Origin of the sequence: Streptosporangium sp. NPDC020072, assembly GCF_040631445.1 — a bacterium.
Lineage (GTDB): Bacteria > Actinomycetota > Actinomycetes > Streptosporangiales > Streptosporangiaceae > Streptosporangium.
On record NZ_JBEYAB010000014.1, the window covers coordinates 238553 to 263208 of the forward strand.

Genomic DNA, 24656 nt, shown 5'->3' on the forward strand with positions numbered 1-24656 from the left:
CACATGTCGGTTTCCGTGACGTTCGCCGAGGAGAAGCTCGCCGAGCAGGCCGCCGAGGCGGCCGCCCGGCTCGCCTCAGAGGGCGTTCCCGAGGCCCTCTCCAACGGAGACCCCGCCCTGTGGGGCCCGGACGCCGCGGCCGAGGCCGCGATCCGTCTCGGCTGGCTCGACCTTCCGCTGAGCAGCAGGCAGCTGCTGCCGCAGATCGGCGAGCTGGTCGAGCGGGCCCGCGAGCGGGGCCTCGACCACGTGGTCCTGGCCGGCATGGGCGGCTCCTCACTGGCCCCCGAGGTCATCACCACGACCGCCGACGTGCCGCTGACCGTGCTCGACACGACCGACCCCGGCCAGGTGCTGCGCGCGCTGCGCGACAGGCTCGACCGCACGGTCCTGGTCGTCGCCAGCAAGAGCGGTGGCACCGTCGAGACCGACAGCCACCGGCGCATCTACGAGAAGGCCTTCCGTGAGGCGGGCATCGACCCGGCCGAGCGGATCGTCGTGGTCACCGACCCCGGCTCACCGCTTGAGCGGATCGCCGTCGAGGCCGGTTACCCGGTCGTCCTGGCCGACCCGAACGTCGGTGGCCGCTACAGCGCCCTGACGGCCTTCGGCCTGGTGCCCAGCGCACTGGCCGGCGCCGACGTCGAGCGGCTGCTCGACGAGGCCGCCGAGGTGCGGCCGCTGCTCGCGCGGTCCGAGGGCAACCCCGGCCTGGAGCTGGGCGCCGCCCTCGGCGCCGCCGCGCTCGCCGGGCGCGACAAGCTCGTGCTTGAGGACGGCCTGTCCGAGATCAACGGCCTGCCCGACTGGATCGAGCAGCTGATCGCCGAGTCGACCGGCAAGTCCGGCAGGGGCATCCTGCCGGTCGTCGGCGCCGACCCCGGTGAGGCTCCGGACGAGCTGGTCGCCGGGATCGACTCCGACGGGGTGGTCACGGTCGGCGGCCCGCTGGGAGCCCAGTTCCTGGTGTGGGAGTACGCCACGGCCGTCGCGGGCCGCCTGCTGGGCATCGACCCCTTCAACCAGCCGAACGTGGCCGAGTCGAAGGAGAACACCGGCAGGCTGCTCGACCGGGAGGAGCTGCCCACGGGCACGCCGATCCTGGTCGACGGCCCGGTCGAGGTGTACGGCGAGCTGCCCGGCGGCGAGGTCCCCAAGGACCTGCCCGAGGTGCTCACCCGCCTGCTGGAGGCCGTCCCCGAGGACGGCTATCTGGCGATCATGGCCTACCTCGACAGGGAGGCGGCCTTCGACGCCCCGCACGCCGAGGACGCCTCCTTCGAGGAGATGACCGACGCCTGGAGCGCCGCCGACCCGGCGACGCTGCGCGGCCGCCTGGCGGTGCGCACCGAGCGGCCGGTCACCTTCGGGTGGGGCCCCCGTTTCCTGCACTCGACCGGCCAGTACCACAAGGGCGGCCCGCAGAACGGTGTGTTCCTGCAGATCACCGGGGCCGTCGAGGAGGACGTCGAGGTGCCCGGCAAGCCGTACACGCTGGGCAGGCTGCAGCTGGCGCAGGCTCTGGGAGACCAGGACGCGCTGGCCGGGCGGGGACGGCCCGCGGTACGACTCCACCTGACCGACCGCACCGCCGGTGTCGCACGCCTCCTTGAGGCTGCGCGGGAGGCCTGAATGAGTGACAAGCAGTCCGGAGCCCGCCCGGCAGAGGCGGAGCCGGAGGACGTGCGCGGCGAGGACGCGCACGCCGACCCCGTGGGGGGCGAGCGGTCCGCGGCCGAGACGTCCGCGGCGGCGACCGTCAGCACCACCGAGGCCCTGATCGAGTCCAATCCGCTGCGCGACCCCCGCGACAAGCGGCTGCCCCGGGTCGCGGGCCCGTGCGTGCTGGTCCTGTTCGGCGTGACGGGCGACCTGGCGCGCAAGAAGCTGCTGCCGGCGATCTACGACCTGGCGAACCGGGGGCTGCTGCCCCCCGGTTTCTCCCTGGTCGGTTTCGCCCGCCGCGACTGGCAGGACCAGGACTTCGCGCAGCTCACCCATGACGCCGTCAAGGAGCACGCGCGCACGCCCTTCCGCGAGGAGGTCTGGAAGCAGCTCTCCGAGGGCATCTTCTTCTGCCCCGGGGAGTTCACCGACGACGGGGCCTTCGACGCGCTGGCCATGATGCTCAAGGAGATCGACCAGACCAGGGGGACGGGCGGCAACTACGGGTTCTACCTGTCGGTTCCGCCGAAGTTCTTCCCGGTGGTGGTCCAGCAGCTCAAGCGCACGGGGCTGGCCAACGCCCCGGAGGGCTCCTGGCGCCGCGTGGTGATCGAGAAGCCCTTCGGGCACGACCTGCGGAGCGCCCAGGAGCTCAACGCGATCACCAGCGCCGTCTTCCCGGAGAGCTCGGTGTTCCGCATCGACCACTACCTGGGCAAGGAGACCGTCCAGAACATCCTGGCGCTGCGCTTCGCCAACAACCTGTTCGAGCCGATCTGGAACCGGGGTTACGTCGACCACGTCCAGATCACGATGGCCGAGGACATCGGCATCGGCGGCAGGGCCGGATACTACGACGGCATCGGCGCGGCCCGTGACGTCATCCAGAACCACCTGCTGCAGCTGCTCGCGCTGGTGGCGATGGAGGACCCGACGTCGTTCGGGGCCGACTCGCTGCGCAGGGAGAAGGAGAAGGTCCTCAAGGCGGTGCAGCTCCCGCCGGACCTGGAGCTGTCCACCGCCAGGGGTCGTTACGGGCCCGGCTGGCAGGGCGGGGAGCCGGTGGCGGGCTACACCCAGGAGGACGGCATCCCGCCGGACTCCATCACCGAGACCTACGCCGCGGTCAAGCTGGAGATCGCCAACCGCCGCTGGGCCGGGGTGCCGTTCTACCTGCGCACCGGCAAGCGCCTCAGCCGCAGGGTGACCGAGGTCGCGGTGATCTTCCAGCGTGCGCCGCACCTGCCGTTCAGCAAGGACGACACCGAGATCCTGGGGCAGAACGCCCTGGTCATCCGGGTCCAGCCGGACGAGGGCATCACGGTGCGCTTCGGTTCGAAGGTGCCGGGGACCGCGATGGAGGTCAGGGACGTCTCGATGGACTTCGCCTACGGCGAGTCGTTCATGGAGTCCTCCCCCGAGGCCTACGAGCGGCTGCTGCTGGACGTGCTGATCGGTGATCCGCCGCTCTTCCCGCACCAGCGGGAGGTCGAGCTGTCGTGGAAGATCCTCGACCCGATCGAGGACTTCTGGGCCACCCAGGGCCCGCCGGAGGAGTATCCCTCCGGCACCTGGGGCCCCACCTCGGCCGACGAGATGATGGCCCGCGACGGACGCGAGTGGAGGAGGTTGTAGATGACGAGCTTCATGCTCACCGGCACGACGGCGTCGAAGATCTCCTCCCAGCTCACCCAGCTGCGGCACCAGATGGGCACCCCCGCGGTCGGCATGGTGCTGACGCTGGTGGTGGTGTGCGACGAGGGCAACCAGTACGACGCGGTCAGGGCGGCGACCGAGGCGGCCAGGGAGCACCCCTCCCGGATACTGGTCGTCATCCCCCGTGACCAGAGGGAGCCCAACCGTCTCGACGCCGAGATCCGGGTCGGCGAGACGACCCCGGGCGAGGTGATCCTGCTGCGCCTGTACGGCGAGCTCACCGAGCACGCCGAATCGGTGGTCGGCCCGCTGCTGCTGACCGACACCCCGGTGGTCGTCTGGTGGCCGGGCTCCTGCCCCGCCATCCCGGCGAAGGACCCGATCGGCCTGCTCGCGCAGCGCCGCATCGTCGACGCCAGGTCGGCCGCCGACTCGGTCGAGGCGATCACGGGCCGGTCGAAGGGGTACGTGCCCGGCGACACCGACCTGGCCTGGACCCGGCTGACGACGTGGCGGAGCCTGCTGGCCGCCGTGTTCGACCAGCCGGTCGGCAAGGTCAAGAAGGGGGTCGTCGAGGCCGTGCCGGGGCACGCGAGCGCGCTGCTGCTGGCGGCGTGGCTGAGCGAGCGCCTCGGCGTCCCGGTCAAGGTCGTCGACTCGGAGGGGCCGGGCCTGACCGCGGTCAGGCTGACCACCACCAACGGCGACATCTCCATCACCCGTGGCGACGGGCGGCTGGCCACGTTGTCACGTCCCGGCAGGCCCGACCGGCAGGTCGCGCTGACCAGACGGCCGACCGCGGAACTGCTCGCCGAGGAGATGCGCCGTCTCGACCCGGACGAGATCTACGAGGCCGCGATCCGGCGGATCGCCCGCGGCCGCAAGTCCTGAAATCCGGGTGAGGCGTCCCGCGGTCCGCCGCGGGACGCCCTCACGGCGGGGCTCCCGTACCGAAGGCCCGGCTGTGGCACCCGCCGAGAGTTCTTGAGAGAGAAGTCCCGTGAGCGTTCCCACTGTGATCATTCATCGTGACGCCGACATGCTCGCCAAGGCGGTCGCCGCCCGGGTGATCACCGGCCTCGTCGACGTCCAGTCGAGCCGGGGCTCGGCCTCCCTGGTGCTGACCGGCGGCACCGTCGGCATCGCGACCCTGGCCGAGATCGCGGCCAGCCCCGCCCGTGACGCGATCGACTGGCGGCACCTGGACATCTGGTGGGGTGACGAGCGTTTCCTGCCGTCCGGCGACCCCGAGCGCAACGAGACCGGCGCCCGTGCCGCCCTGCTCGACCAGGTCGACCTCGACCCCGCCCGTGTCCACGTGATGCGCGGACCCGACTCCGGGATGACGGCCGAGGAGTCCGCCGACGCCTACGCCGAGAAGCTGCACCGCGCCGCGCTCCCCGAGGATCACGGGCCCGCGCCGTCGTTCGACATCCTTCTGCTGGGCATGGGCCCGGACGGCCATGTCGCCTCGCTGTTCCCCGGCATGCCCGCGCTCTACGAGACCCGTCCCGTGGTCGCGGTGCACGGTTCGCCGAAGCCGCCGCCCACCCGGATCTCACTGACGCTGCCGGTCATCCAGGCGGCGCGTGAGGTGTGGGTGGTCGCCGCCGGTGCGGAGAAGGCCTCCGCCGTACGGCTGGCGCTGTCCGACACGGGGCCGGTGCAGATTCCCGCGGCGGGCGCCCGCGGCAGGCAGCGGACGCTGTTCCTGCTGGACAGGGCCGCGGCCGCCAAGATCCCCGCCTCCCTCGGCCGGATCTCCTCCCCCTGACCCGTCCCCGTCGTATGACGGCGGGTCAGCGGACAGGTCGCGCACCCGGCTGGAGACTCACCCCGGGAACGCCCCGGCCAGTGTGCCGACCGCGAGCCTGGCCTCGACCACGCCGGGGTCGTCGGTCGGGGTGACCGCCGCTCCCAGCGAGGCCAGCAGGGCGAGCATTCGCGCGTTGTCCGTGAGCATCGCGGCCCTGACCTCGGCGAGTCCCAGATCGCGGGCGGCGGTGAGGATCATCCTGGCCAGCGCGGCGCCCAGTCCCATGCCCTGCCAGCGGTCCTCGACCAGCAGGGCCATCCTTGCGGTCCCCGGTCCGGGGGTGAGCGCGAGGGTGGCCACGGCGATGACCTGCCCGTCGTGCCCGGCCACCAGCGACCGGCCCCGGGAGCGGTCACAGAGCCGGTCGAAGGCCTGGGGCGGCAGCACGGGCTCCGGGGTGAGGTAGCGGAAGCGGCGGGACTCCGGCGAGCAGCGGTCGTGCAGGTCGCGGACCGCCTCGCGGTAGAGCTCGGTGAGCGGGCGGACCCGCGCCTGGGTGCCGTCGGACAGCGTGACGACCCGTTCGGCGCCGGGCCGCTGCCGCAGGGTCGGCTGGGCCAGCCGTACGAAGGAGGCGGCCCTGGCGGCCTCCGTCAGGGTGAAGGGCAGCCCGGCCCTGCGCAGCCGCACGGAGCGGCGCGGGGTCACCGGGACGGTCAGCAGCGTCGGGTCGGGAAGGTCGCCCCTCTCCGTGCCGTCGACCCAGCGGGCGTCCTCGGCGCGCAGCAGCTCGGCCAGCAGTTCGGGGAGGCGCCAGGGCTCCGCGCGCAGCCCGGCGGCGAGCAGCAGGGCGCGGGTCGGCTCGTCGGTCAGCTCGTGGGCGGTCGCGGTGACGACCTGGACCTGGCGGCCGCCCGCCTCCTCAAGCACCCGGCGCACCGTCTCGGGTCCCGAGGGGATGTCGGCGAGGAACTCGTCCACGGTGCCCTCGGTGTCGGACTGGACGCTCAGGCCCAGGATGTTGCCACCCTTGTCCGCCAGTGCGGCGGCCAGCGAGGACAGCCGCCCGGGACGCTCGTCAACCGTGGTACGAATCCTCAGAAACCCCATCGGATCACTCCCTCTGTCAGGCACAGCCTGCCGCGTCTCCGTTACGGGAGCGCTACACGGGAGTGAGACCCCAGTTACGTCATGAAATATCACCCATGATGCGTTTATACAACGGTTTCCGTTGGAAGGTTCGTACTAATTGACGGATATAGCAGTATGTATGGCCATGAGCACGCGTGTTCCGTTCTCCGATGACTTCGTCAACGGAGACGTCTCCTTCTGGTACCGCTCCCTCGGCCTTCCCGAGGCGGGCGCCCCCCTCGGCGGCGACCGCGACGCCGACGTGGCGATCGTCGGCGCGGGCTACACCGGTCTGTGGACGGCGTATTACCTGAAGAAGGCGCGACCGGAACTGCGGGTCGTCGTACTGGAGAAGGAGTTCGCCGGATACGGCGCCTCGGGACGCAACGGCGGCTGGCTCGTCGGCGAGCTGGCCGGAACGCCGGAACGCTACGCCAGGACACACGGCGTCGAGGCGGCCAGACGGCTGCAGCGGGTGATGTTCGAGGCGGTCGACGAGGTCGTGACCGTCGCCGGGGAGGAGGGCGTCGACGCCGACATCGTCAAGGGCGGCGTGACCACGGTGGCGACCAACGCCGCCCAGGACCGGCGGCTGCGTGAGCTGCTCGCGCACGAACGGCACTGGGGCTGGACGGAGGAGGACGTCAGGCTGCTCGACCCGGCCGAACGGGAGGCCCGCCTTCGCGTCGAGGGGGCGGTCAGCGCGATCTGGAGCCCGCACTGCGCCCGCATCCAGCCGGCCAAGCTCGCCCGTGGCCTGGCGCGGGCCGTACGGGACCTCGGGGTGGAGATCGTCGAACGCACCCCCGTCATCGAGATCACGCCGGGGCGGGCCCGCACGCCGTACGGCACCGTCCGCGCCGACTACGTCATCAGGGCGACCGAGGGGTTCACCGCGGAACTCCGGCAGTACCACCGGGCCTGGCTGCCGATGAACAGCTCCATGATCGTCACCGAACCGCTCGGCGAGCTGTGGGACGAGATCGGCTGGGAGGGCTGCGAGCTGCTCGGCGACATGGCGCACTACTACATGTACGCCCAGCGCACCGCGGACGGCAGGATCGCCTTCGGCGGGCGCGGCAAGCCCTACCTGTACGGCTCGCGCGTCGACGACAGGGGGCACACGCACAGCTGGACGATCGAGGCGCTGTGGGAGCTGCTGACCGGCATGTTCCCCGCCGTGCGCGCCTCCAGGGTGGCCCACGCCTGGTCCGGCGTGCTCGGCGTGCCCCGCGACTGGTGCGCGAGCGTGCACGTCGACCACGCCACCGGCATCGGCTGGGCGGGCGGCTACACCGGGCACGGGGTGACCACGACCAACCTGGCGGGCCGTACACTGCGGGACCTGATCCTGCGCCGGGACACCGAGCTGGCCTCGCTGCCCTGGGTCGGCCGCAGGGTGCGAGGCTGGGAGGTCGAGCCGCTGCGCTGGATCGGGGTACACGCCATGTACGACCTGTACCGCAGGGCGGACGCCAGGGAGCGGGCCGGGCTGGGCCGTACCTCCGTCCTGGCACGGGTCGCCGACTCCATCACCGGACGCTGAGCCACGACCGTCACCGCACACAGAGGAGAGCCATGACCCACCCGTCCCACGTGTACGCGGAGGAGCGGTGAACGACATCCTGTTCCGCGGCGGCCGGGCGTTCCTGGCCGCGGACGCCTTCGCCGAGGCCGTGCTGGTCCGTGACGGCAGGATCGCCGCCGTCGGCCCCGAGACCGACCTCCTACGGCGGGCCGCCCCCGGCCACGAGACCGTGGACCTGGACGGCGGCCTGCTGATCCCCGGCGTCACCGACGCGCACATCCACCCGGTGCAGGCGGGCCTCGAACGGGCCAGGTGCGACCTGTCCGAGGTCTACGGCCTGCCGGAGTACCTGGAGCGGATCATCTCCTACGCGGAGGCGAACACCACCCGCGAGTGGATCGACGGCGGCGGCTGGGACATGGCGGCCTTCCCGGGCGGCCTGCCGCACCGCTCACAGATCGACTTCCTCGACCGGCCCGCCTACCTGCTCCAGCGCGACCACCACGCGGCCTGGGTCAACACCCTCGCCCTGCGGCGGGCGGGCATCACCCGCGAGACGCCCGACCCGCCGGACGGACGCATCGAGCGCGACCCGGACGGCACGCCGAGCGGCGTGCTGCACGAGGGCGCGATGGACCTGGTCGGGCTGCTCGCACCGAGCCCGACGCCGGGCGACATGGCCGACGCGCTCGTCGAGGCCCAGAACCACCTGTTCTCCCTGGGCGTCACGGGCTGGCAGGACGCCATCGTCGGCTCCTACGCGGGCTGGGACGACCAGTTGCCCGTCTACCTGTCGGCCGCCGCCTCGGGGCGGCTGAGGGCCAGGGTCGTCGGCGCGCTGTGGTGGGACCGCACCCGTGGCGCCGAGCAGATCCCCGAGCTGATCGAACGCCGTGCCTCGGCCGAGGGCCTGGAGCGCTTCCGCGCCACCTCGGTGAAGATCATGCAGGACGGCATCACCGAGAACTTCACCGCCGCGGTGATCGAGCCCTACTGCCGCTGCGGCGGCACCGGCCTCTCCTACGTGGACCCGGCGCTGCTGAAGGGCCACGTCGCCGAACTGGACCGGCACGGCTTCCAGGTGCACTTCCACGCCATCGGCGAGCGCGCGGTCCGCGAGGCCCTCGACAGCTTCGAGGGGACGGACCCCGCCAACCGGCACCACATCGCGCACCTGCAGATCATCGAGCCCTCGGACGTGCCGCGCTTCGCCGCCCTCGGAGTGACCGCCAACCTGCAGCCGCTGTGGGCGACCCATCACGCGCAGATGGACGAGCTGACGATCCCCTTCCTCGGCGAGGAGCGGTCCGCCTGGCAGTACCCCTTCGCCGACCTGCTGCGTTCGGGCGCCCGGTTCTGCGCGGGCAGTGACTGGCCCGTCTCGACCGCCGACCCGTTCCAGGGCATGCACGTCGGGGTCAACCGCACCGAACCCGGCGGCTCGGTCCACGTGGACTACCCCACCGCCCGGACGCCGTTCCTGCCGGGCCAGTGCCTGGACCTGTCCACCGTGCTGACCGCCTACACCGCGGGCTCGGCCTGGATCAACGGAGACGACGAGGCCGGGGTCATCTCCCCCGGCAACCGCGCGGACCTGGTCGTCCTGGACCGCGACCCGTTCACCGAACCGGCGGCGGACATCTGGCGGACCAGGGTCGCGATGACCTTCGTCGGCGGCGAGGAAGTCTACCACCGCTGACCGGCGGCCCACACCTCGATCGTTTCGCTTGGGCGGCCGTGGTCCCGGCGGAGGCGCCGGGACGGGAGACCTCGGACCGCCCATCCGGCCGGGGCGCGCCCGGCGGGGCCCTCACCGCCGCCGGGAGCGATGCGGAGTCTCCGGGACGGGATCTCAGTCGCAGATCGGTTCCCCGGTCTTGGCGGCGACCCCGACCGCGCTCCAGGCGGCCCTGACGGCGTTCACCTCGGTGCAGCTTCCCGGGTAGAGGGTCGCGGCGGCCTGTACGGTGGCCGCGCGTGCCTTGGCGTAGTTCCAGGGGGCGGTCTTGAGCTGGATGCCGCGGTAGAAGATCTCCCCCGCCTTACGGATGCCGATGCCCCTCAGCACCGAGGGCCCGGAGCAGACGGGGCTGGAGGGCTTGCCCACCGGGTTGGTCCCCTCCGCGAGCAGGTAGAACCAGTGGTTCTGCGGGCCGGCGTCGGTGGTGAAGCGGGTGTAGCAGTTCTTGCCGTCCAGCCGGGAGGGGTTGTACATGTTGCGGACCGGCCCGTCGCCCTTCAGGTCGAACTCCTCACCGATCAGGTAGTCCGGCTCGTCGAGTGTGTCCGGGTGGCCGACGTAGTGTTCGAGCAGCGTGGCGAAGATGTCACCCGACGACTCGTTGAGTCCCTGGTGCTCCTGGCCGTCACCGCCGGAGGAGCCGCTCCAGCCCGAGCCGGACTCCAGGAAGGTCCGCAGACCGTACTCGTGCCCGACCGTGTCCAGTGAGGTGGCCCACTTCGTGCCCGCCTGGTTCCGGCCCAGGGCGACCCACCCGCTCAGGTAGGAGCCGACCACGTCCGGCTTGAGATACACCGGGAGGGTACGGCCCTGCCCATCGGTGCCGTCGCGCCCGAACCAGTCGCGCAGCATGTCCATGTACCGCTGCGCGGCGAACATGCCGTCGACGCAGGCGGTCTCCTGGTTGACCGGGCTCCTGTCGCCCCAGTCGTTGCCACTTTTGACGAGGGGCACACCGAACGCCCCGACGTTGCAGCTCAGTCCCGAGTAGGTGGGATCGCTCATGATGTAGTGGTCGGGGCCTCCCGCGGTCCGCAGGGACACCGGATCGCCGTTGTAGTAGCTGTGGCCCACGCCCTGCTGGACCGGGCTCTCCGGCTCGGACGCCGTCGCCGGTGTGGCCGACGTCAGCGCCGTCACGACCACGACGGCGCCCAGCACGATCTTGGAGGTCATCTGACGGCTCCTTCTTCTGGGGGGTTCCTCGTCAGAATCGACACGTGGAGAACGCCCGTCGCCCGGGTCGTTTTCTCCTGGAAAATACAAATTCGCAGGCGGCACAGCAATGTCCGGCGCTTTTCGGACGACCGGCCGCGCGGCCCGCGATTCGCGAGAGGCGTCCCGTAACGACCGCGCCGTCCCTTCCCCGGCCCCGTGGCGGCGAGGACCCCGCGGGCGCGCCCGCCTAACGGGCACCCGATACACCCCGGCGACACGCCGTCCCGTCAGGGCGAAGACGTGGCGGATAGATCAGTGGGCACAAATGGTGTACATCATGAGGTCGTGGACAACCGGTTGAAGCGTCACGACCTGACCGAGGACGAGTGGGTACGGCTGGCGCCGCTTTTACCCTCGCATCCCCGCAGGGGTCATCGCTGGGCCGATCACCGGGCGACCATCAACGGGGTGTTCTTCCGCAGCCGGGCCGACTGCTCGTGGCGTGCCGTCCCCGAGGTCTACGGCCGGTGGAAGACCGTCTACAACCGCCATCGGCGCTGGTCGACGGACGGCACCTGGGAGACGATCCTGCAGGCGCTGCTCTCGGGCGAGACCGTGCCCGAGCCGGACAGGGCGACGGGCTCAGGCCGCCCCGCGCGTCAGGACATCCGGCCGGGCATGATGTTCGAGGTCGCGCACTGGTGACCGAGGCGGACCGCGTCTCAGGTCCACCGGCCGAGCGCGGCCGTGAACGCCTCATGGCGGCCCTGTCCCGGCGCCCTCGGCGCGCCACGCCTCGATCCTGTGCCCGGGGCACGTACCGGTCCGGCCCGGCACCCCCGGGACACGGCCGCCCGTTCCCCGCTCTCGGGTGTTCAGCCGAGCGGGCTCAGCCGACGGCCGCCTCCTGGAGAACGACGCGGGCGAGGGCGTCGGCGGCGTCGAGACGGCCGAGGGACTTGGCGGCCTTGGCCATGGTGGCGCGGGCGTGGGGGTCGGCCAGCAACGATCCGAGTTCGGCGAGCAGGTGCTCCGGGGCGGGACCCGCGTCGAGGAGCGCCCTGGCCGCCCCCGCCTCGGCCAGGTAGCGGGCGTTCTGCCGCTGTTCGTCCCCCGCCGACGGGATCAGGGGTATCAGGACGGAGGGCTTGCCGATCGCGGTCAGTTCGGCGATCGTACCGGCGCCGCTGCGGGAGACGACGACGTCGGCGGCGGCGAACACGTGGGCCAGTTCCTCCCCCACGTAGGCCACCGGCTGGTAGCGCTCCGCCAGTTCGGGGGGCAGGGCCGCGGCGGTCCGGCTGAGCCCGTCGATCCAGCCCGCGCCGCACTGGTGGAGCACCTGCGCCCTGGTGAGCAGCGACGGCAGGACGGCCTCGATCATGGTGTTGATCTGCCTGCTGCCCTGTGCCCCTCCGGTCACGTAGACCAGCGGCAGTTCGGGCGACAGACGGAAGTGCCAGCGGCCCGACGGGGCGTTGCCGTTCAGCAGGTGAGGGCGGACGGGATTGCCGGTGACCACGGCACGTTCCCGCGCGGAGGCGGGCAGGTGCTCGACCGACGAGGGATGGGTGAGCGCGACGCGGGTGGCGAAGCGCGCCAGGATGCGGTTGGCCAGGCCGAGCGCGGTGATCTGTTCGTGCATCACCAGCGGCCGGCCGAGCAGTCTGGAGGCCAGTCCCAGCGGCACGCACACGTATCCCCCGGTCGACAGCACCACGTCGGGACGGTAGCGGGCGGCGATGCCGAAGGCCTGCAGGACACCGACGGGAATGCGGAACATGTCGGCGAGATTGGTGAGCAGTTCACGCGGATTGGGGGAACGCCGGAGCTTGCCCGCCTTGATCGCGCGGAACGGGATGCCGTGCTCGGCCGCGACACGGGCCTCAAGGCCGCTTGCCGTACCCACCCAGAGGACGTCGAGGCCGAGGCCGCGGGCGGCGGCCTGCTCGCGCACGGCCGCGACCGTGGTCAGCGCGGGGTAGGTGTGACCGCCGGTTCCGCCTCCGGTGACGAGCATCCGCAGGGGACGGGGGTTTCCGGCGTTCATGTTCGTGTCCTTCCAGCGTTGCGGTCATCCGGGCTCTGGGCCGCGCCGGAGCGTCCGGCGGCCTCGCGCACGCTACCCGGAGTCACGACGAAGATCCAATTCACCGGGTACGGCCACCGCCTCGACGGGTGACAACCGGCCTTCCTGCCCCCGGAGACACGGGAAACGATATTTGCTTCCACCCCCTTCCGAGGGCTTATCCCCGTTTTCCCCATGATGCCGTGACCGCACGGCTCGCGGGCGAATCAGCGGTGCGCGTCGTACGGTGTCCAGCGAAGAGTCATGTCGGGCAGTTTCTCCATGTTCCGCTGGCCGTCGTCGGTGTCGAAGACCGTGAACCCGTGGCGTTCGTAGAAGGCGCGGGCCTCGACGTTGCTCTGGAAGACGTACAGGGAGAGGCCGTCCGGGCTGTGCCGCCTGACCTCGTCGAGCAGGAGCGTGCCGACGCCCTGGCGGCGGATGTCCGGCCTCAGGTAGAGATGTTCGAGCATGTCCCCCTCAAGGGCGGCGTAGCCGACGACCTCTCCGTCCCGCACCGCGACCCAGGTCCGGCACGAGGCGAGCACGACCTCCTCGATCCATCGGGTGACCTGGGCGTGGTCGCGTCTCTGCGGCGGCAGGTACGGCATGGTCACCGCCCGGGAGGTCATGTGGATGTGCGCTATCGCCGCCGCGTCCGCCGTGTTCGCGGGCCTGATCTTCGTCGTCGCCTCTGTGCCGGTCACGGCAGGAACCTACAGTCCCGGCCGGGACAGGAGCCAACGGATAAACCAGCACAGTCCAGCAAGAACAGGAGATGCATCCGCTATATCCCCTATGTCCAGAAAGGAAGATATAAGGATCTTCGCCGCCGAGACGCGCGGGAGCCTCCACACAGATACGATCATGAATATGAAGAAGGACATGGGCGCGGCCGGGGAGACGGGCGCCGCATCCGGAACCGCCTTCGATGGCTGAGCCGACCAGGAAGGAGCCCTCAGTAACGGGGAAGGAGCTACCACTCGTCGGAGACGCTCCCAGAGAGCGGGCCGACGCGGCGGAGAATCGGAGAAAGATTCTCTCCGCCGCCCGGCGTATCACGGCCTCCGGCGGTGTGGAGAGCTTGTCAATGGACGAAGTGGCTCAGGTCGCAGGTGTCGGGGTCGGCACGGTCTACCGGCGATTCGGGGATCGGGCCGGTCTGGCGTACGCGCTGATCGACGAGCGAGAACGCACCCTGCAGGCCGCGTTCCTGCACGGGCCGCCACCGCTCGGGCCGGGGGCGCCAGCCTCCGAACGCATCATCGCCTTCATGGAGGCGTTGGTCGACCGCACCGAGGAACAGGCCGACCTGCTGCTCTTCGCAGAAGCCAGCGCACCGGAGGCGCGGTACACCGGCGGCTCCTACGCCGCCTACCACCTGCATCTGACGACGCTGCTGCTGAACCTTCGTCCCGACACGGACGTCCACTACCTGGCGGACGCCCTGCTTGCCCCGCTGGCCGCTCCTCTTTACCTGCACCAGCGCAGGACACTGGGCATGGACGTCGAACGAGTGAAAGCCGGTCTGGACGAACTGGTGCGCACACTCAGGCAACCGGACTTCGAGTTCGAAGATCGGCCCCAGCCGGAGCCATCACCCCCCATATAAGCGGAGAAATCTCCGCATGACAAGATCCGTAATCATTCCGTAGTCATGCCGAGAGGCCCTCGCGCGGATGTTCCACGAGGGCCTCTCGGCATGCCGTACTAGTAAATGGGTCGCGAGGAGGAGCGCAGCCGCTCCAGGGCTTCGGCCAGGATCTGAGCGCCGTCCTTGTCGCTGCGACGCTCCTTCACGTAGGCCAGGTGCGTCTTGTAAGGCTCGTTGCGCGGCGGAGCGGGCGGGTTCGCCTCGTCCTGACCGGCGGGAAGACCGCACCGGGGGCAGTCCCAGAACTCAGGGACGGCGGCGTCACTGGCGAAGCTTGGGCGCGTCTCATGCATGTTCGCGCACCAGAACGGAACCCTTACCCGGGGAGCCGCCTCGCCACGCTCCGCCTCCCCCATCGGGCCCGCGCCGACACGACTGCCACGGATCGCGTTGCCACTACCCACGGATGAACTCCTCGCTCGATGGCCCCTGCGCTCGGTTGGATGCGGGGGGCTGAACCACTGTCACGCTTGCGTAGCCGGATCAGGGCCTGAGAATGAGGCCCAACGCGATGATGCACACGAACCAGACCACACCGGTGATGACGGTGAGCCGGTCGAGGTTGCGCTCCACCACGGAGGAGCCACCAAACGACGACGAGAAGCCGCCGCCGAACATGTCCGAGAGGCCGCCGCCCTTGCCCTTGTGGAGCAGAACAAGCAGCACCATCAGCATGCTCGACAAAATGAGGGCGATGGAGATTCCGATTGTCACCGTGACCTGTCCCTGTGTGCGACCCGCGTCCGGGTGTGTCCCTGGATGACGCCTGTGGCGTGACGATTCAAACTTGCTCTAAGAGGGTACGACCTGTTGTCAAGTCGTACCCTCCGAATGGCCCAGTCAGCCGGACATTTCGCTAAAGCGGCAGATTTTGGCGAACTCTCCGGGGTCGAGGCTGGCGCCGCCGACCAGGGCACCGTCCACATCGGGCTGAGCCATGATGCCGGCGACGTTGTCAGACTTGACCGATCCTCCGTAAAGGATACGGACGGCGGCGGCCACCTCGCCGTCATACAGCTCGGCGAGTCGGGAACGCAGCGCCGAGCAGACCTCCTGCGCGTCGGCCGGGGTCGCCACCTCACCGGTCCCGATCGCCCAGACCGGCTCGTAGGCCAGCACGATCGACCTGACCTGCTCCGCGGGGACCTTCCTGAGCGCCCCGTCGAGCTGCGAGACGCTGTGGGAGACCTGGTCACCCGCCCTGCGGACCTCCAGCCCCTCCCCCACGCACAGGATCGGCGTGAGCGAGTTGCGGTAGGCCGCCTGCACCTTGGCGTTGACCACGTCGTCGTCCTCGCGGTGGTACTGCCGCCGCTCGGAGTGCCCGATCACGACGAAGGTGCACCCGAGCTTGGCGAGCATCGCCCCGGAGACCTCCCCGGTGTAGGCGCCCGCGTCGTGCAGGGAGAGGTCCTGCGCGCCGTACAGGAGGCGCAGCCTGTCGCCGTCGATCAGGGTCTGCACGCTGCGCAGGTCCGTGAACGGCGGCAGCACCGCCACGTCGACCTTGTCGAAGTCCTTGTCGTTGAGGGCGAAGGCCAGCTTCTGGGTGGTGGCGATGGCCTCAAGGTGGTTGAGGTTCATCTTCCAGTTGCCGGCCATGAGCGGCTTGCGCGTCGTGCTCATCAGTGGCTCACCGTCTCTCGTCCGCCTTCGTCTCGGTCATGTCCCGGACCCGCCGCCCCCGTGTTCCGGGGACGGCGGGCGGCACGGCGCTCGTCGCGTCGGTCCACCCCTACGCCTCCAGGGCGACGAGGCCGGGCAGGGTCTTGCCCTCAAGGTATTCGAGGCTGGCGCCGCCACCGGTCGAGATGTGCGAGAAACCGTCCTCCGGCAGGCCCAGCTGTCGTACGGCGGCGGCGGAGTCACCGCCCCCGACGACCGTGAAGGCCTCCGAACGGATCAACGCCTCAGCAACGGCCCGGGTTCCCCCGGAGAACGCCTCGAACTCGAAGACGCCCATCGGGCCGTTCCAGAACACCGTCCGGGCGTCGGCCAGCTTCATCGCGAACAGCTCACGGCTGCGCGGGCCGATGTCCAGCCCCTGCCGGTCGGCCGGGATCGCGGTGGCGTCCACGACCTCGTGATCGGCGTCCTCGGCGAAGTGCGTGGCGGCCAGCACGTCGACGGGCAGGACGATCTCCACGCCGCGCTTGATCGCCTCGTTGAGGAAGTCGCGCACCTGGTCGAGCTGGTCACGCTGCAGCAGCGACTGACCGACCTCGTATCCCTGGGCGGCCAGGAACGTGTAGGCCATGCCGCCGCCGATGAGCAGCCGGTCGACCTTGGTGAGCAGGTTGCCGATGACGCCGAGCTTGTCGGAGACCTTGGCCCCGCCCAGCACCACGGCGTACGGCCTGGCGGGTTCCTCGGTCAGCCTCTTGAGCACCTCGACCTCGGCCAGGACGAGCCTGCCCGCCGCGTGCGGCAGCAGCAGCGGCACGTCGTAGACGCTGGCGTGCTTGCGGTGGACGGCACCGAAGCCGTCGCCGACGTAGAGCTCGGCCAGGGCGGCCAGCTTCTCGGCGAAGGCGGCGCGCACCGCGTCGTCCTTGGACTCCTCGCCCGGCTCGAAGCGCAGGTTCTCCAGCAGCGCCACCTGGCCGTCCTCAAGACCCGCGACGACGGCCTGGGCCGACGGCCCGACCACGTCGGAGGCGAAGGCGACCTCGGCGCCGAGCAGTTCGCCCAGGCGCCTGGCGACGGGGGCCAGGGAGTACTTCGGATTGGGCTCGCCCTTGGGACGCCCCAGGTGGGCGCAGGCGATCACACGCGCGCCCTTGCCCGCCAGCTCCTGGATCGTCGGGACCGAGGCCCGGATGCGGCCGTCGTCGGTGATGACGTCCCCGTCCAGGGGGACGTTGAGGTCGACGCGCACCAGGACGCGCCGACCCTTCACGTCGAACTCGGAGAGGTCCTTCATCAGAGGTCGGCGCCGACCAGCTCGATGAGGTCCACGAGACGGTTGGAGTAACCCCACTCGTTGTCGTACCAGCCGACGACCTTGACCTGGTTGCCGATCACCTTGGTCAGGCCCGCGTCGAAGATGCAGGAGGACGGGTCGGTGACGATGTCGGCGGAGACGATCGGGTCCTCGGTGTAGGTCAGGTAGCCCTTGAGCGCGCCCTCGGCGGCGGCCTTGAGCGCGGCGTTGACCTCCTCGACGGTGGTCTCGCGGCTGACGTCGACGGTCAGGTCGGTGGCCGAGCCGGTGGGGATCGGCACGCGCAGCGCGAAGCCGTCGAGCTTGCCCTTCAGCTCGGGCAGCACCAGGCCGATGGCCTTGGCCGCGCCGGTCGAGGTCGGCACGATGTTCAGCGCGGCGGCGCGGGCGCGGCGCAGGTCGCTGTGCGGGCCGTCCTGCAGGTTCTGGTCCTGCGTGTAGGCGTGGATCGTGGTCATCAGACCCTTCTCGATACCGAAGGTGTCGTTGATGACCTTGGCCATGGGGGCCAGGCAGTTGGTGGTGCAGGAGGCGTTGGAGATGACGGTGTGGCTGGCCGGGTCGTACTTGTCGTGGTTGACGCCCATCACGACGGTGACGTCCTCGTTCTTGGCCGGGGCCGAGATGATGACCTTCTTCGCGCCGTTCTCGGCGTGCACCCTGGCCTTGTTGGCGTCGGTGAAGAAACCGGTGGACTCCACCACGACGTCCACGCCCAGGTCGCCCCAGGGCAGCTTGGCGGGGTCGCGCTCAGCGAAGGCCTTGATCGTCTTGCCGTCCACGATGATCTCGTCGGCGGTGCTCTTCACCTCGTACGGCAGACGGCCGAGGATGCTGTCGTACTTGAGCAGGTGGGCGAGCGTGGCGTTGTCGGTCAGGTCGTTGACCGCGACGATCTCGATGTCCTTGCCGCTGGCGGCGGCCGCACGCCAGAAGTTGCGGCCGATACGGCCGAATCCGTTGACGCCTACGCGGATGCTCACGGTTCCGGTCTCCTCGTACGTCATGCGCCGGCCGAGAAGACCGGCGACTTGGGCGGGCTGATACCTCAAGCACGAACACTATCGGACCCAAATTGGTTTAGACCACTTGCGGGGGCAGGTCTCTTCTCCTTTGCCTCATGCGTAGGTATCGCACTATTCAAGTGAAGTGCCCGGCTTGTCACGATAAATCCGTACAACGCTGCTGTGACCAGCAAAGACATCTCAAAACGATGGCCGGGCATGCGAACGGGCGGTCCCGGAACCGGGACCGCCCGCGAGACGAGGAGACCGGACTACGGCGCCAGCATGTCCACCGTGAGATTCGCCTCGGTGTTGGGGATGCCGATGTCCTGGGCGCGCTTGTCGGCCATGGCCAGCAGGCGGCGGATGCGGCCGGCGATGGCGTCCTTGGTCAGTGGCGGGTCGGCGAGCTGGCCAAGCTCCTCCAGGGAGGCCTGCTTGTGCTCGACCCGCAGACGGCCCGCGATCACCAGATGCTCCGGCGCCTCCTCCCCGAGGATCTCCAGCGCCCGCTGTACCCGGGCCCCCGCCGCGACCGCCGCACGGGCCGAGCGCCGCAGGTTGGCGTCGTCGAAGTTGGCCAGCCGGTTGGCCGTGGCCCGCACCTCGCGGCGCATCCGCCGCTCCTCCCAGGCCAGCACGCTGTCGTGGGCACCGAGCCGGGTCAGCAGCGCGCTGATCGCGTCACCGTCACGGACCACCACGCGGTCGACACCCCGCACCTCGCGCGCCTTGGCGTGGATCTTCAGCCGCCGTGCGGAGCCGACCAGCGCCAGCGCCGCCTCCGGGCCGGGACAGGTCACCTCCAGCGACATGGAACGGCCCGGCTCGGTGAGGGAGCCGTGTGCCAGGAAGGCACCCCGCCAGGCGGCCTCCGCGTCGCAGGTCGCCCCCGCGACCACCTGACGCGGCAGGCCCCGGACCGGACGGCCGTGGTTGTCGATCAGCCCCGTCTGACGGGCGAGGGCCTCGCCGTCGCGGTAGACCCTGACCACGTAGCGTGACCCCTTGCGCAACCCGGCGGGCGCCAGAACGAGCACCTCCGCCTTGTGCCCGAACACCTCTCCGATGTCCTTGATGAGCCTCCTCGCGGTGACGTTGGTGTCCAGCTCCGCCTCGATCACGATCCGCCCGCCCACCAGGTGCAGCCCGCTGGCGAACCGCAGCAGCGTCGACACCTCGGCCTTACGACAGCAAGGCTTCAGGACCGGCAAGCGGCTCAGCTCGTCTTTCACCACACCTGTCATCGCCATGCGCGTTCGTCCTCCCCCATACAGACCTCATGCGGCCGAGAAACCAGGCTCACAGAAGTTTCTCGCACTCCTGAGCGGCGCTGACCAGGATCAACGCTTCTCACGGAAAATCTCGTCCAGGACGGAGGCAAGACGTTGCGCATCGTGCCGCGGGGAGCCGTCCTCGTCGGCGACCGGGGCCATGACGAGCCGCCCGCCCAGCTCGGCGGCGGCCTTCTCCAGCTCCTCACCGTCCTCGGCGACACCGGTGTCGGCGAGGACCACGTCGATCGTCAGGGAGGGGGCGTGCTGACGCAGCACCTCCAGGTGTTTCTGCGGTGAGAAACCGTCGGTCTCACCCGGCTGCGGGGCCAGGTTGAGTGCGACCAGCCTGCGCGCCCGGGTGCGCAGCAGCGCGTCGGCCAGCTCGGGCACCTTGAGGTGAGGCAGCACGCTGGTGAACCACGACCCCGGCCCGAAGACCACCCAGTCGGCTTCGAGCACCGCCTGGACCGCCTCGGGGCAGGCCGGCGGGTCGGTGGGCAGCAGCGAGATCGCGCGAACCCTGCCCGGGGTGAGCGCGCAGGCCACCTGGCCGTACACGGTGCTCACCCGGCCGTCCAGCTCGACCTCGGCGGCGATGTCGAGCGGCACCGAGGCCATCGGCAGGACCCGCCCGTGCGCGCCGAGCAGCCGCCCGACCCAGTCGAGCCCGGCGACCGTGTCACCGAGACGCTCCCACAGGGCGACGATCAGCAGGTTCCCGACCGCGTGCCCGTGCAGGTCGCCCTCGCTGCGGAAGCGGTGCTGGACGACCTCACTCCAGGTGCGGCCCCAATCGTCGTCGCCGCACAACGCGGCCAGGGCCATCCTGAGGTCTCCGGGAGGCAGCACGCCGAGTTCACGGCGAAGCCGTCCGCTCGACCCGCCGTCGTCGGCCACGGTGACGACGGCCGTCAGTTCGGAGGTGACCCTGCGCAGCGCCGACAGCGACGCGTACAGCCCGTGCCCGCCGCCCAGCGCGACGACCTTGAGATCCTCGCTCACTCGCGGCCCACATCCCGGTGGCTCACCTGCACCTCCATTCCTCCCCGATCTCGCAATCGGCCGCCGAGCTGCTCGGCCATCGCGACACTGCGGTGTTTGCCGCCGGTACAGCCGACGGCGAGCGTGGCGTAGCTCTTGCCCTCACGGGTGTAACCGGCGGCGATGATGCCGACCACCTCCTCGTAGGCGTCGAGAAGCTCCTTGGCGCCCGCCTGGTTGAGGACGTAGTCGCGCACGGAGGCGTCCAGACCGTTCATCGGGCGCAGCTCGGGGACCCAGTGCGGGTTGGGCAGGAAGCGGCAGTCGACGACCAGGTCGGCGTCCACGGGCAGGCCGTACTTGTAGCCGAAGGAGACCACGTTGACCCGCAGCCCGGGGCGGTCCTCCCCGCCGAAGAAGGCGACGATCTTGCCGCGAAGCTCGTGGACGTTGAGGTTGGAGGTGTCGATGACCAGGTCGGCGTTGGCACGGACCTCACGCAGGATGCCGCGTTCCCTGGCGATGCCGTCGACCAGCCGGCCCTCCGCCTGCAGCGGGTGCGGGCGGCGGACGTTCTCGAACCTGCGGACCAGTTCCTCGTCGCTGGCCTCAAGGAACACCACCCGCACCGCGACGCCGCGCCCGTCGAGCTCCTCGATCGCGGCGTTGAGGTCGGTGGTGAAGGCCAGGCTGCGCACGTCGACCACGGCGGCCACCTTGTCCGCGGCCAGCTTGACCCGCCCGGCCTCCTCCGCCATGGCGAACAGCAGGCCGGGGGGCAGGTTGTCGATGACGAACCAGCCCAGGTCCTCAAGCGCCTTGGCCGCGGTGCTGCGTCCGGCGCCCGACATGCCGGTGACGATGACGAACGCGGTCTCTCTGTCGTTCATGGGTGCTCCCCCTTCAACGCCGACACAATCGTCTCGGCCGTGGCGGGGCCGATCCCGGGAACCTCGCGGATCTGCTCGGCGGTGGCCTCACTCAGCCGCTTCACGGATCCGAAGTGTTTGATCAGCGCCTGTCTGCGGGCTGGGCCGAGCCCGGGAACCTCGTCCAGGGCGCTTTCCCTCACGCTCTTCGACCGCTTCGACCGATGGTAGGTGATGGCGAAGCGGTGGGCCTCGTCGCGTACGCGCTGCAGGAGGTAAAGGGCCTCACTCGACCGGGGGAGGATCGCCGGCAGGTCCTCTCCTGGCAGCCAGACCTCCTCCAGCCGCTTGGCCAGGCCGCAGACCGCCACGTCGTCGACCCCCAGCTCGTCCAGCGCCCGCTGGGCGGCGGCCGCCTGGGCGGGGCCGCCGTCGACGACGACGAGATTGGGGGGATAGGCGAACTTGCGCGGCCTGCCGGTCTCCGGGTCGAGAGCCGCCCCGGTACCGGTCCCGCCGGCCTCCGCCGCCGCCCCCGTCTCGACGTCGAGCTCCCCGGTCTCGGAACGTTCCTCCAGGTAGCGTTTGAACCTGCGCGAGATCACCTCGTATATCGAGGCGACATCACCCTCGGTGGAGTTGACGGAGAACCTGCGGTACTCGCTCTTGCGGGCCAGACCGTCCTCGAAGACCACCATGGAGGCGACCACGTTGGTGCCCTGGGTGTGGGAGACGTCGTAGCACTCGATCCGCAGCGGCGCCTGGTCGAGCCCGAGCGCGTCGGCGACCTCCTGCAGCGCCCTGCTGCGGGTGTTCAGGTCACTGGCCCTCTTGAGCTTGTGCTGCTTGAGGGCCTCCTTGGCGTTACGCTCGACGGTCTCCATGAGCGTCTTCTTGTCGCCACGCTGCGGGACGCGGATCTCCACCCTGGTCCCGCGGTGCTCGCCGAGCAGTTCGGCGACCGCCTCGGCGTCGGGGGGCATGGCGGGCACCAGGACCTCGCGGGGCAGCGCCTCGGGGGCGGCCTCGCCGTACATCTGGAGCAGGAACTGCTCGACGAGCTCGCCGGGCTCCGCGTCCTCGACCTTGTCCACCACCCACCCGCGCTGGCCCCTGATCCGCCCCGAACGCACGTAGAAGACCTGGACCGCGGCCTCGAGGTTGTCCTCCACCAGGGCGATCACGTCGCAGTCGGTGTTGTCGGCCAGCACCACCGCCTGTTTCTCCATCGCCTGCCGCAGCGCCTGGATGTCGTCGCGCAGCCTGGCCGCGCGTTCGTACTCCTGCTCGGCTGCGGCCTGACGCATCTCACGCTCAAGGCGTTTGGTGAAGCGGCCCGTGTTGCCCGCCATGAAGTCGCAGAAGTCGTCGGCCAGCGCCCGGTGCTCCTCGGCGGTGACCCTGCCGACACAGGGAGCCGAGCACTTCCCGATGTAGCCCAGCAGGCAGGGGCGGTCGATCTGGGCGGCGCGCCGGAACACCCCGGCCGAGCAGCTCCTGATCGGGAAGACCCTCAGCAGGAGGTCCACCGTCTCCCTGATGGCCCAGGCGTGGGAGTAGGGGCCGAAGTAGCGGATGCCCTTGCGCTTGGCGCCGCGCAGCACCTGGACTCTGGGGAACTCCTCCCCCATGGTGATCGCGAGATAGGGATAGGACTTGTCGTCGCGGTATTTGACGTTGAACCGGGGGTCGTACTCCTTGATCCAGGAGTATTCGAGCTGGAGCGCCTCGACCTCGGTGCCGACGACCGTCCAGTCGACGCCGACGGCCGTCGTGAGCATGGTCTGGGTGCGCGGATGCAGCCCGGCGAAGTCCGCGAAGTAGGAGTTGAGTCGCTGGCGCAGGCTCTTGGCCTTGCCCACGTAGATGACCCTGCCACCGGCGTCCCTGAACCGGTAGACGCCGGGGGACTCGGGAATCGTGCCCGGCTCGGGCCGGAAACTCACCGGACCGCCCATAGATCTCGCCACGCCCGAAAGCCTATCGGCCCTCACCGACAGGACCCCTGCCCGGCGAGCCCCGCGCATCCGGTACGGCGCGGGCACGCGGCGCCGCCCCCTCCTGCTCCGGCGCCGCGTGGACCGCCGCTCAGCCCAGGACTATGGAGCCGCCCTCGACCTTGATCTCCTTCTTCTCCAGGGGCCTGCCCGCCGGGCCGTCGGTGACCGAGCCGTCGGCGATGGCGAACTTGCTGCCGTGGCAGGGGCACACGATGACACCGTCGGAAACGCTCCCCACGTCACACCCCTGGTGGGTGCACACGGAGGTGAAGGCCTTGAACTCCCCCGCCTTCGGCTGGGTGACCACGATCTTCTTGTCCTTGAAGACCGTGCCGCCCCCCACCGGGATGTCGGCGGTCTGCGCGAGGGCCTCCTTCTTGCCGGCCACCGGCGAACCCGAGGGCGTCGAGGCCGGGGCCTCCGCGGCCGGCTCGCCGCCGCCTGTACCGCCCCCCTCGCTGCCGCACGCGGTCAGCAGCGCCGCGACCCCGATGCCTCCCGCGCCCAGCATCACCGAGCGACGCGTCGTCTCCGTCATGGTCGTCCTTTCGTCTTCCTGTTCCTGCGGGTACGGCCGGCACACCAGCGCATCGCCGCTGGTTCAGCATGCCGTACCCGCCGTCAGGAGACTGTGAAGAATTACGCATGCGGAAGATTTAATCTTCTCTCATAACGGTCACCGGGGCTCAGACCATGACGATGCCATCACCGTCGACCCTCAGGGCGTACTCCACCAGCGGGGCCTCAGCCGGGCCCTTGAGGCACTTGCCGGAGTCGGCGGCGAACTCGCTGCCGTGACAGGGGCAGTGGATGACGCCGTCCGCGACCCGGCCGACCGAACAGCCCCGGTGGGGGCAGCTCGCGTTGAAGGCCTTGAACACCCCCGCCTTCGGCTGGGTGATCACGATCTTCCACTTGCTGACGACCTTGCCGCCCCCCACGGGGACGTCCGCGGTCTTGACGATGACCTGCCCCTTGATGCCCGGGGGCACGATGGCCGGCCCCGGCTCGGCGGCGGCGCACCCGGTGAGCGCCGCCCCGCACGCCGCCACGGCGGCGGCACCGATCACATGTCTGCGTGTGGGCGCGGCGAAGTCGTCGTTACCGCTCACTGGGACCTCCCCCGACGTCGCCCGGCCGGGAGGCGGGCATCCTCGTCAAGGATATTGGCGAGGAGTGCCGCCCTCCGGATCGACCCTTGGGTCCCGTTCTGTGGATCTTCAT

At 70.3% G+C, this 24656-nt stretch carries 23 protein-coding genes; 8 read left to right on the forward strand and 15 right to left on the reverse strand.

Annotated features, from left to right (window positions below; genetic code table 11):
- The first annotated feature begins 3 nt into the window (after nt 1-3).
- The 4 genes from ABZ470_RS31360 (at nt 4) to pgl (ending at nt 5095) form a co-directional block, all read left to right on the forward strand.
- Complete coding sequence (locus ABZ470_RS31360; protein ID WP_362777322.1) at nt 4-1632, forward strand: glucose-6-phosphate isomerase; 1629 nt, start codon at nt 4-6, stop codon at nt 1630-1632.
- Nucleotides 1633-3300: a glucose-6-phosphate dehydrogenase gene (gene zwf / locus ABZ470_RS31365; protein WP_352013188.1), complete on the forward strand. Its 1668-nt coding sequence runs from the start codon at nt 1633-1635 to the stop codon at nt 3298-3300.
- Entirely contained in the window at nt 3301-4212 is a 912-nt protein-coding gene (locus tag ABZ470_RS31370) for a glucose-6-phosphate dehydrogenase assembly protein OpcA (RefSeq protein ID WP_362915934.1), read from the forward strand.
- Nucleotides 4213-4321: 109 nt separating this feature from the next.
- Nucleotides 4322-5095: a 6-phosphogluconolactonase gene (pgl, locus tag ABZ470_RS31375; RefSeq protein ID WP_352013190.1), complete on the forward strand. Its 774-nt coding sequence runs from the start codon at nt 4322-4324 to the stop codon at nt 5093-5095.
- A gap of 57 nt (nt 5096-5152) precedes the next feature.
- Here pgl and ABZ470_RS31380 read toward each other — a convergent pair whose 3' ends face one another.
- Nucleotides 5153-6187: a GNAT family N-acetyltransferase gene (locus ABZ470_RS31380; RefSeq protein ID WP_362915936.1), complete on the reverse strand. Its 1035-nt coding sequence runs from the start codon at nt 6185-6187 to the stop codon at nt 5153-5155.
- Nucleotides 6188-6353: 166 nt separating this feature from the next.
- Here ABZ470_RS31380 and ABZ470_RS31385 point away from each other — a divergent pair, with 166 nt between their 5' ends.
- Nucleotides 6354-7754 (forward strand): FAD-binding oxidoreductase, encoded by a 1401-nt coding sequence (locus ABZ470_RS31385; RefSeq protein WP_362915938.1) that lies wholly within the window; start codon nt 6354-6356, stop codon nt 7752-7754.
- Nucleotides 7755-7821: 67 nt separating this feature from the next.
- Nucleotides 7822-9435 carry an amidohydrolase gene (locus tag ABZ470_RS31390; RefSeq protein WP_362915940.1) on the forward strand — a complete coding sequence of 538 codons (1614 nt, stop codon included), beginning with the start codon at nt 7822-7824 and terminating at the stop codon, nt 9433-9435.
- Between the two features lie 153 nt (nt 9436-9588).
- On the opposite strand, the gene ABZ470_RS31395 is transcribed toward ABZ470_RS31390, so the two are convergent.
- Nucleotides 9589-10653, reverse strand: coding sequence for a M4 family metallopeptidase (locus ABZ470_RS31395; RefSeq protein WP_362915942.1), 1065 nt, complete (start codon nt 10651-10653; stop codon nt 9589-9591).
- 327 nt (nt 10654-10980) lie between these two features.
- Between ABZ470_RS31395 and ABZ470_RS31400 the strand changes: the two genes are divergently transcribed.
- The gene (locus ABZ470_RS31400) at nt 10981-11340 is read left to right on the forward strand and encodes a transposase (RefSeq protein ID WP_352013195.1); all 360 of its coding nucleotides are present in this window, start codon (nt 10981-10983) and stop codon (nt 11338-11340) included.
- A gap of 184 nt (nt 11341-11524) precedes the next feature.
- Here the strand turns inward: ABZ470_RS31400 and ABZ470_RS31405 are convergent, their stop codons facing one another.
- Nucleotides 11525-12685 (reverse strand): UDP-N-acetylglucosamine--N-acetylmuramyl-(pentapeptide) pyrophosphoryl-undecaprenol N-acetylglucosamine transferase, encoded by a 1161-nt coding sequence (locus ABZ470_RS31405; RefSeq protein WP_362915944.1) that lies wholly within the window; start codon nt 12683-12685, stop codon nt 11525-11527.
- A gap of 245 nt (nt 12686-12930) precedes the next feature.
- Complete coding sequence (locus ABZ470_RS31410; protein ID WP_362915946.1) at nt 12931-13410, reverse strand: GNAT family N-acetyltransferase; 480 nt, start codon at nt 13408-13410, stop codon at nt 12931-12933.
- A gap of 224 nt (nt 13411-13634) precedes the next feature.
- On the opposite strand from ABZ470_RS31410, the gene ABZ470_RS31415 reads away from it, so the two are divergent.
- Entirely contained in the window at nt 13635-14315 is a 681-nt protein-coding gene (locus ABZ470_RS31415) for a TetR/AcrR family transcriptional regulator (RefSeq protein WP_352013198.1), read from the forward strand.
- 98 nt (nt 14316-14413) lie between these two features.
- Here the strand turns inward: ABZ470_RS31415 and ABZ470_RS31420 are convergent, their stop codons facing one another.
- The 11 genes from ABZ470_RS31420 to ABZ470_RS31470 form a co-directional block, all read right to left on the reverse strand.
- Nucleotides 14414-14761: an RNA polymerase-binding protein RbpA gene (locus ABZ470_RS31420; RefSeq protein WP_012892502.1), complete on the reverse strand. Its 348-nt coding sequence runs from the start codon at nt 14759-14761 to the stop codon at nt 14414-14416.
- A gap of 79 nt (nt 14762-14840) precedes the next feature.
- On the reverse strand, nt 14841-15071 hold the full coding sequence (gene secG, locus ABZ470_RS31425) for a preprotein translocase subunit SecG (RefSeq protein WP_352013199.1): 231 nt from the start codon (nt 15069-15071) through the stop codon (nt 14841-14843).
- A 126-nt stretch (nt 15072-15197) separates the two neighbouring features.
- Nucleotides 15198-15983, reverse strand: a complete 786-nt coding sequence (gene tpiA / locus ABZ470_RS31430) for a triose-phosphate isomerase (RefSeq protein WP_352013200.1) — start codon at nt 15981-15983, stop codon at nt 15198-15200.
- A gap of 109 nt (nt 15984-16092) precedes the next feature.
- Nucleotides 16093-17280: a phosphoglycerate kinase gene (locus ABZ470_RS31435; RefSeq protein WP_362915948.1), complete on the reverse strand. Its 1188-nt coding sequence runs from the start codon at nt 17278-17280 to the stop codon at nt 16093-16095.
- A complete protein-coding gene (gap, locus tag ABZ470_RS31440; RefSeq protein ID WP_352013202.1) occupies nt 17280-18284 on the reverse strand; it encodes a type I glyceraldehyde-3-phosphate dehydrogenase in 1005 nt (334 codons plus the stop codon). The genes ABZ470_RS31435 and gap overlap by 1 nt, the downstream gene beginning before the upstream one ends.
- Before the next feature lie 293 nt (nt 18285-18577).
- Nucleotides 18578-19558, reverse strand: coding sequence for a DNA-binding protein WhiA (gene whiA, locus ABZ470_RS31445; protein WP_012892507.1), 981 nt, complete (start codon nt 19556-19558; stop codon nt 18578-18580).
- Between the two features lie 90 nt (nt 19559-19648).
- Nucleotides 19649-20584 carry a uridine diphosphate-N-acetylglucosamine-binding protein YvcK gene (gene yvcK / locus ABZ470_RS31450; RefSeq protein WP_352013203.1) on the reverse strand — a complete coding sequence of 312 codons (936 nt, stop codon included), beginning with the start codon at nt 20582-20584 and terminating at the stop codon, nt 19649-19651.
- Entirely contained in the window at nt 20581-21453 is an 873-nt protein-coding gene (gene rapZ, locus ABZ470_RS31455) for an RNase adapter RapZ (protein ID WP_352013204.1), read from the reverse strand. The genes yvcK and rapZ overlap by 4 nt, the downstream gene beginning before the upstream one ends.
- A complete protein-coding gene (gene uvrC, locus ABZ470_RS31460) occupies nt 21450-23390 on the reverse strand; it encodes an excinuclease ABC subunit UvrC (protein WP_362915982.1) in 1941 nt (646 codons plus the stop codon). Before uvrC ends, rapZ begins: the two co-directional genes overlap by 4 nt.
- Nucleotides 23391-23520: 130 nt before the next feature.
- The gene (locus ABZ470_RS31465) at nt 23521-23970 is read right to left on the reverse strand and encodes a Rieske (2Fe-2S) protein (protein ID WP_352013205.1); all 450 of its coding nucleotides are present in this window, start codon (nt 23968-23970) and stop codon (nt 23521-23523) included.
- 148 nt (nt 23971-24118) lie between these two features.
- Complete coding sequence (locus ABZ470_RS31470; protein WP_362915951.1) at nt 24119-24544, reverse strand: Rieske (2Fe-2S) protein; 426 nt, start codon at nt 24542-24544, stop codon at nt 24119-24121.
- Between the last annotated feature and the right edge of the window lie 112 nt (nt 24545-24656).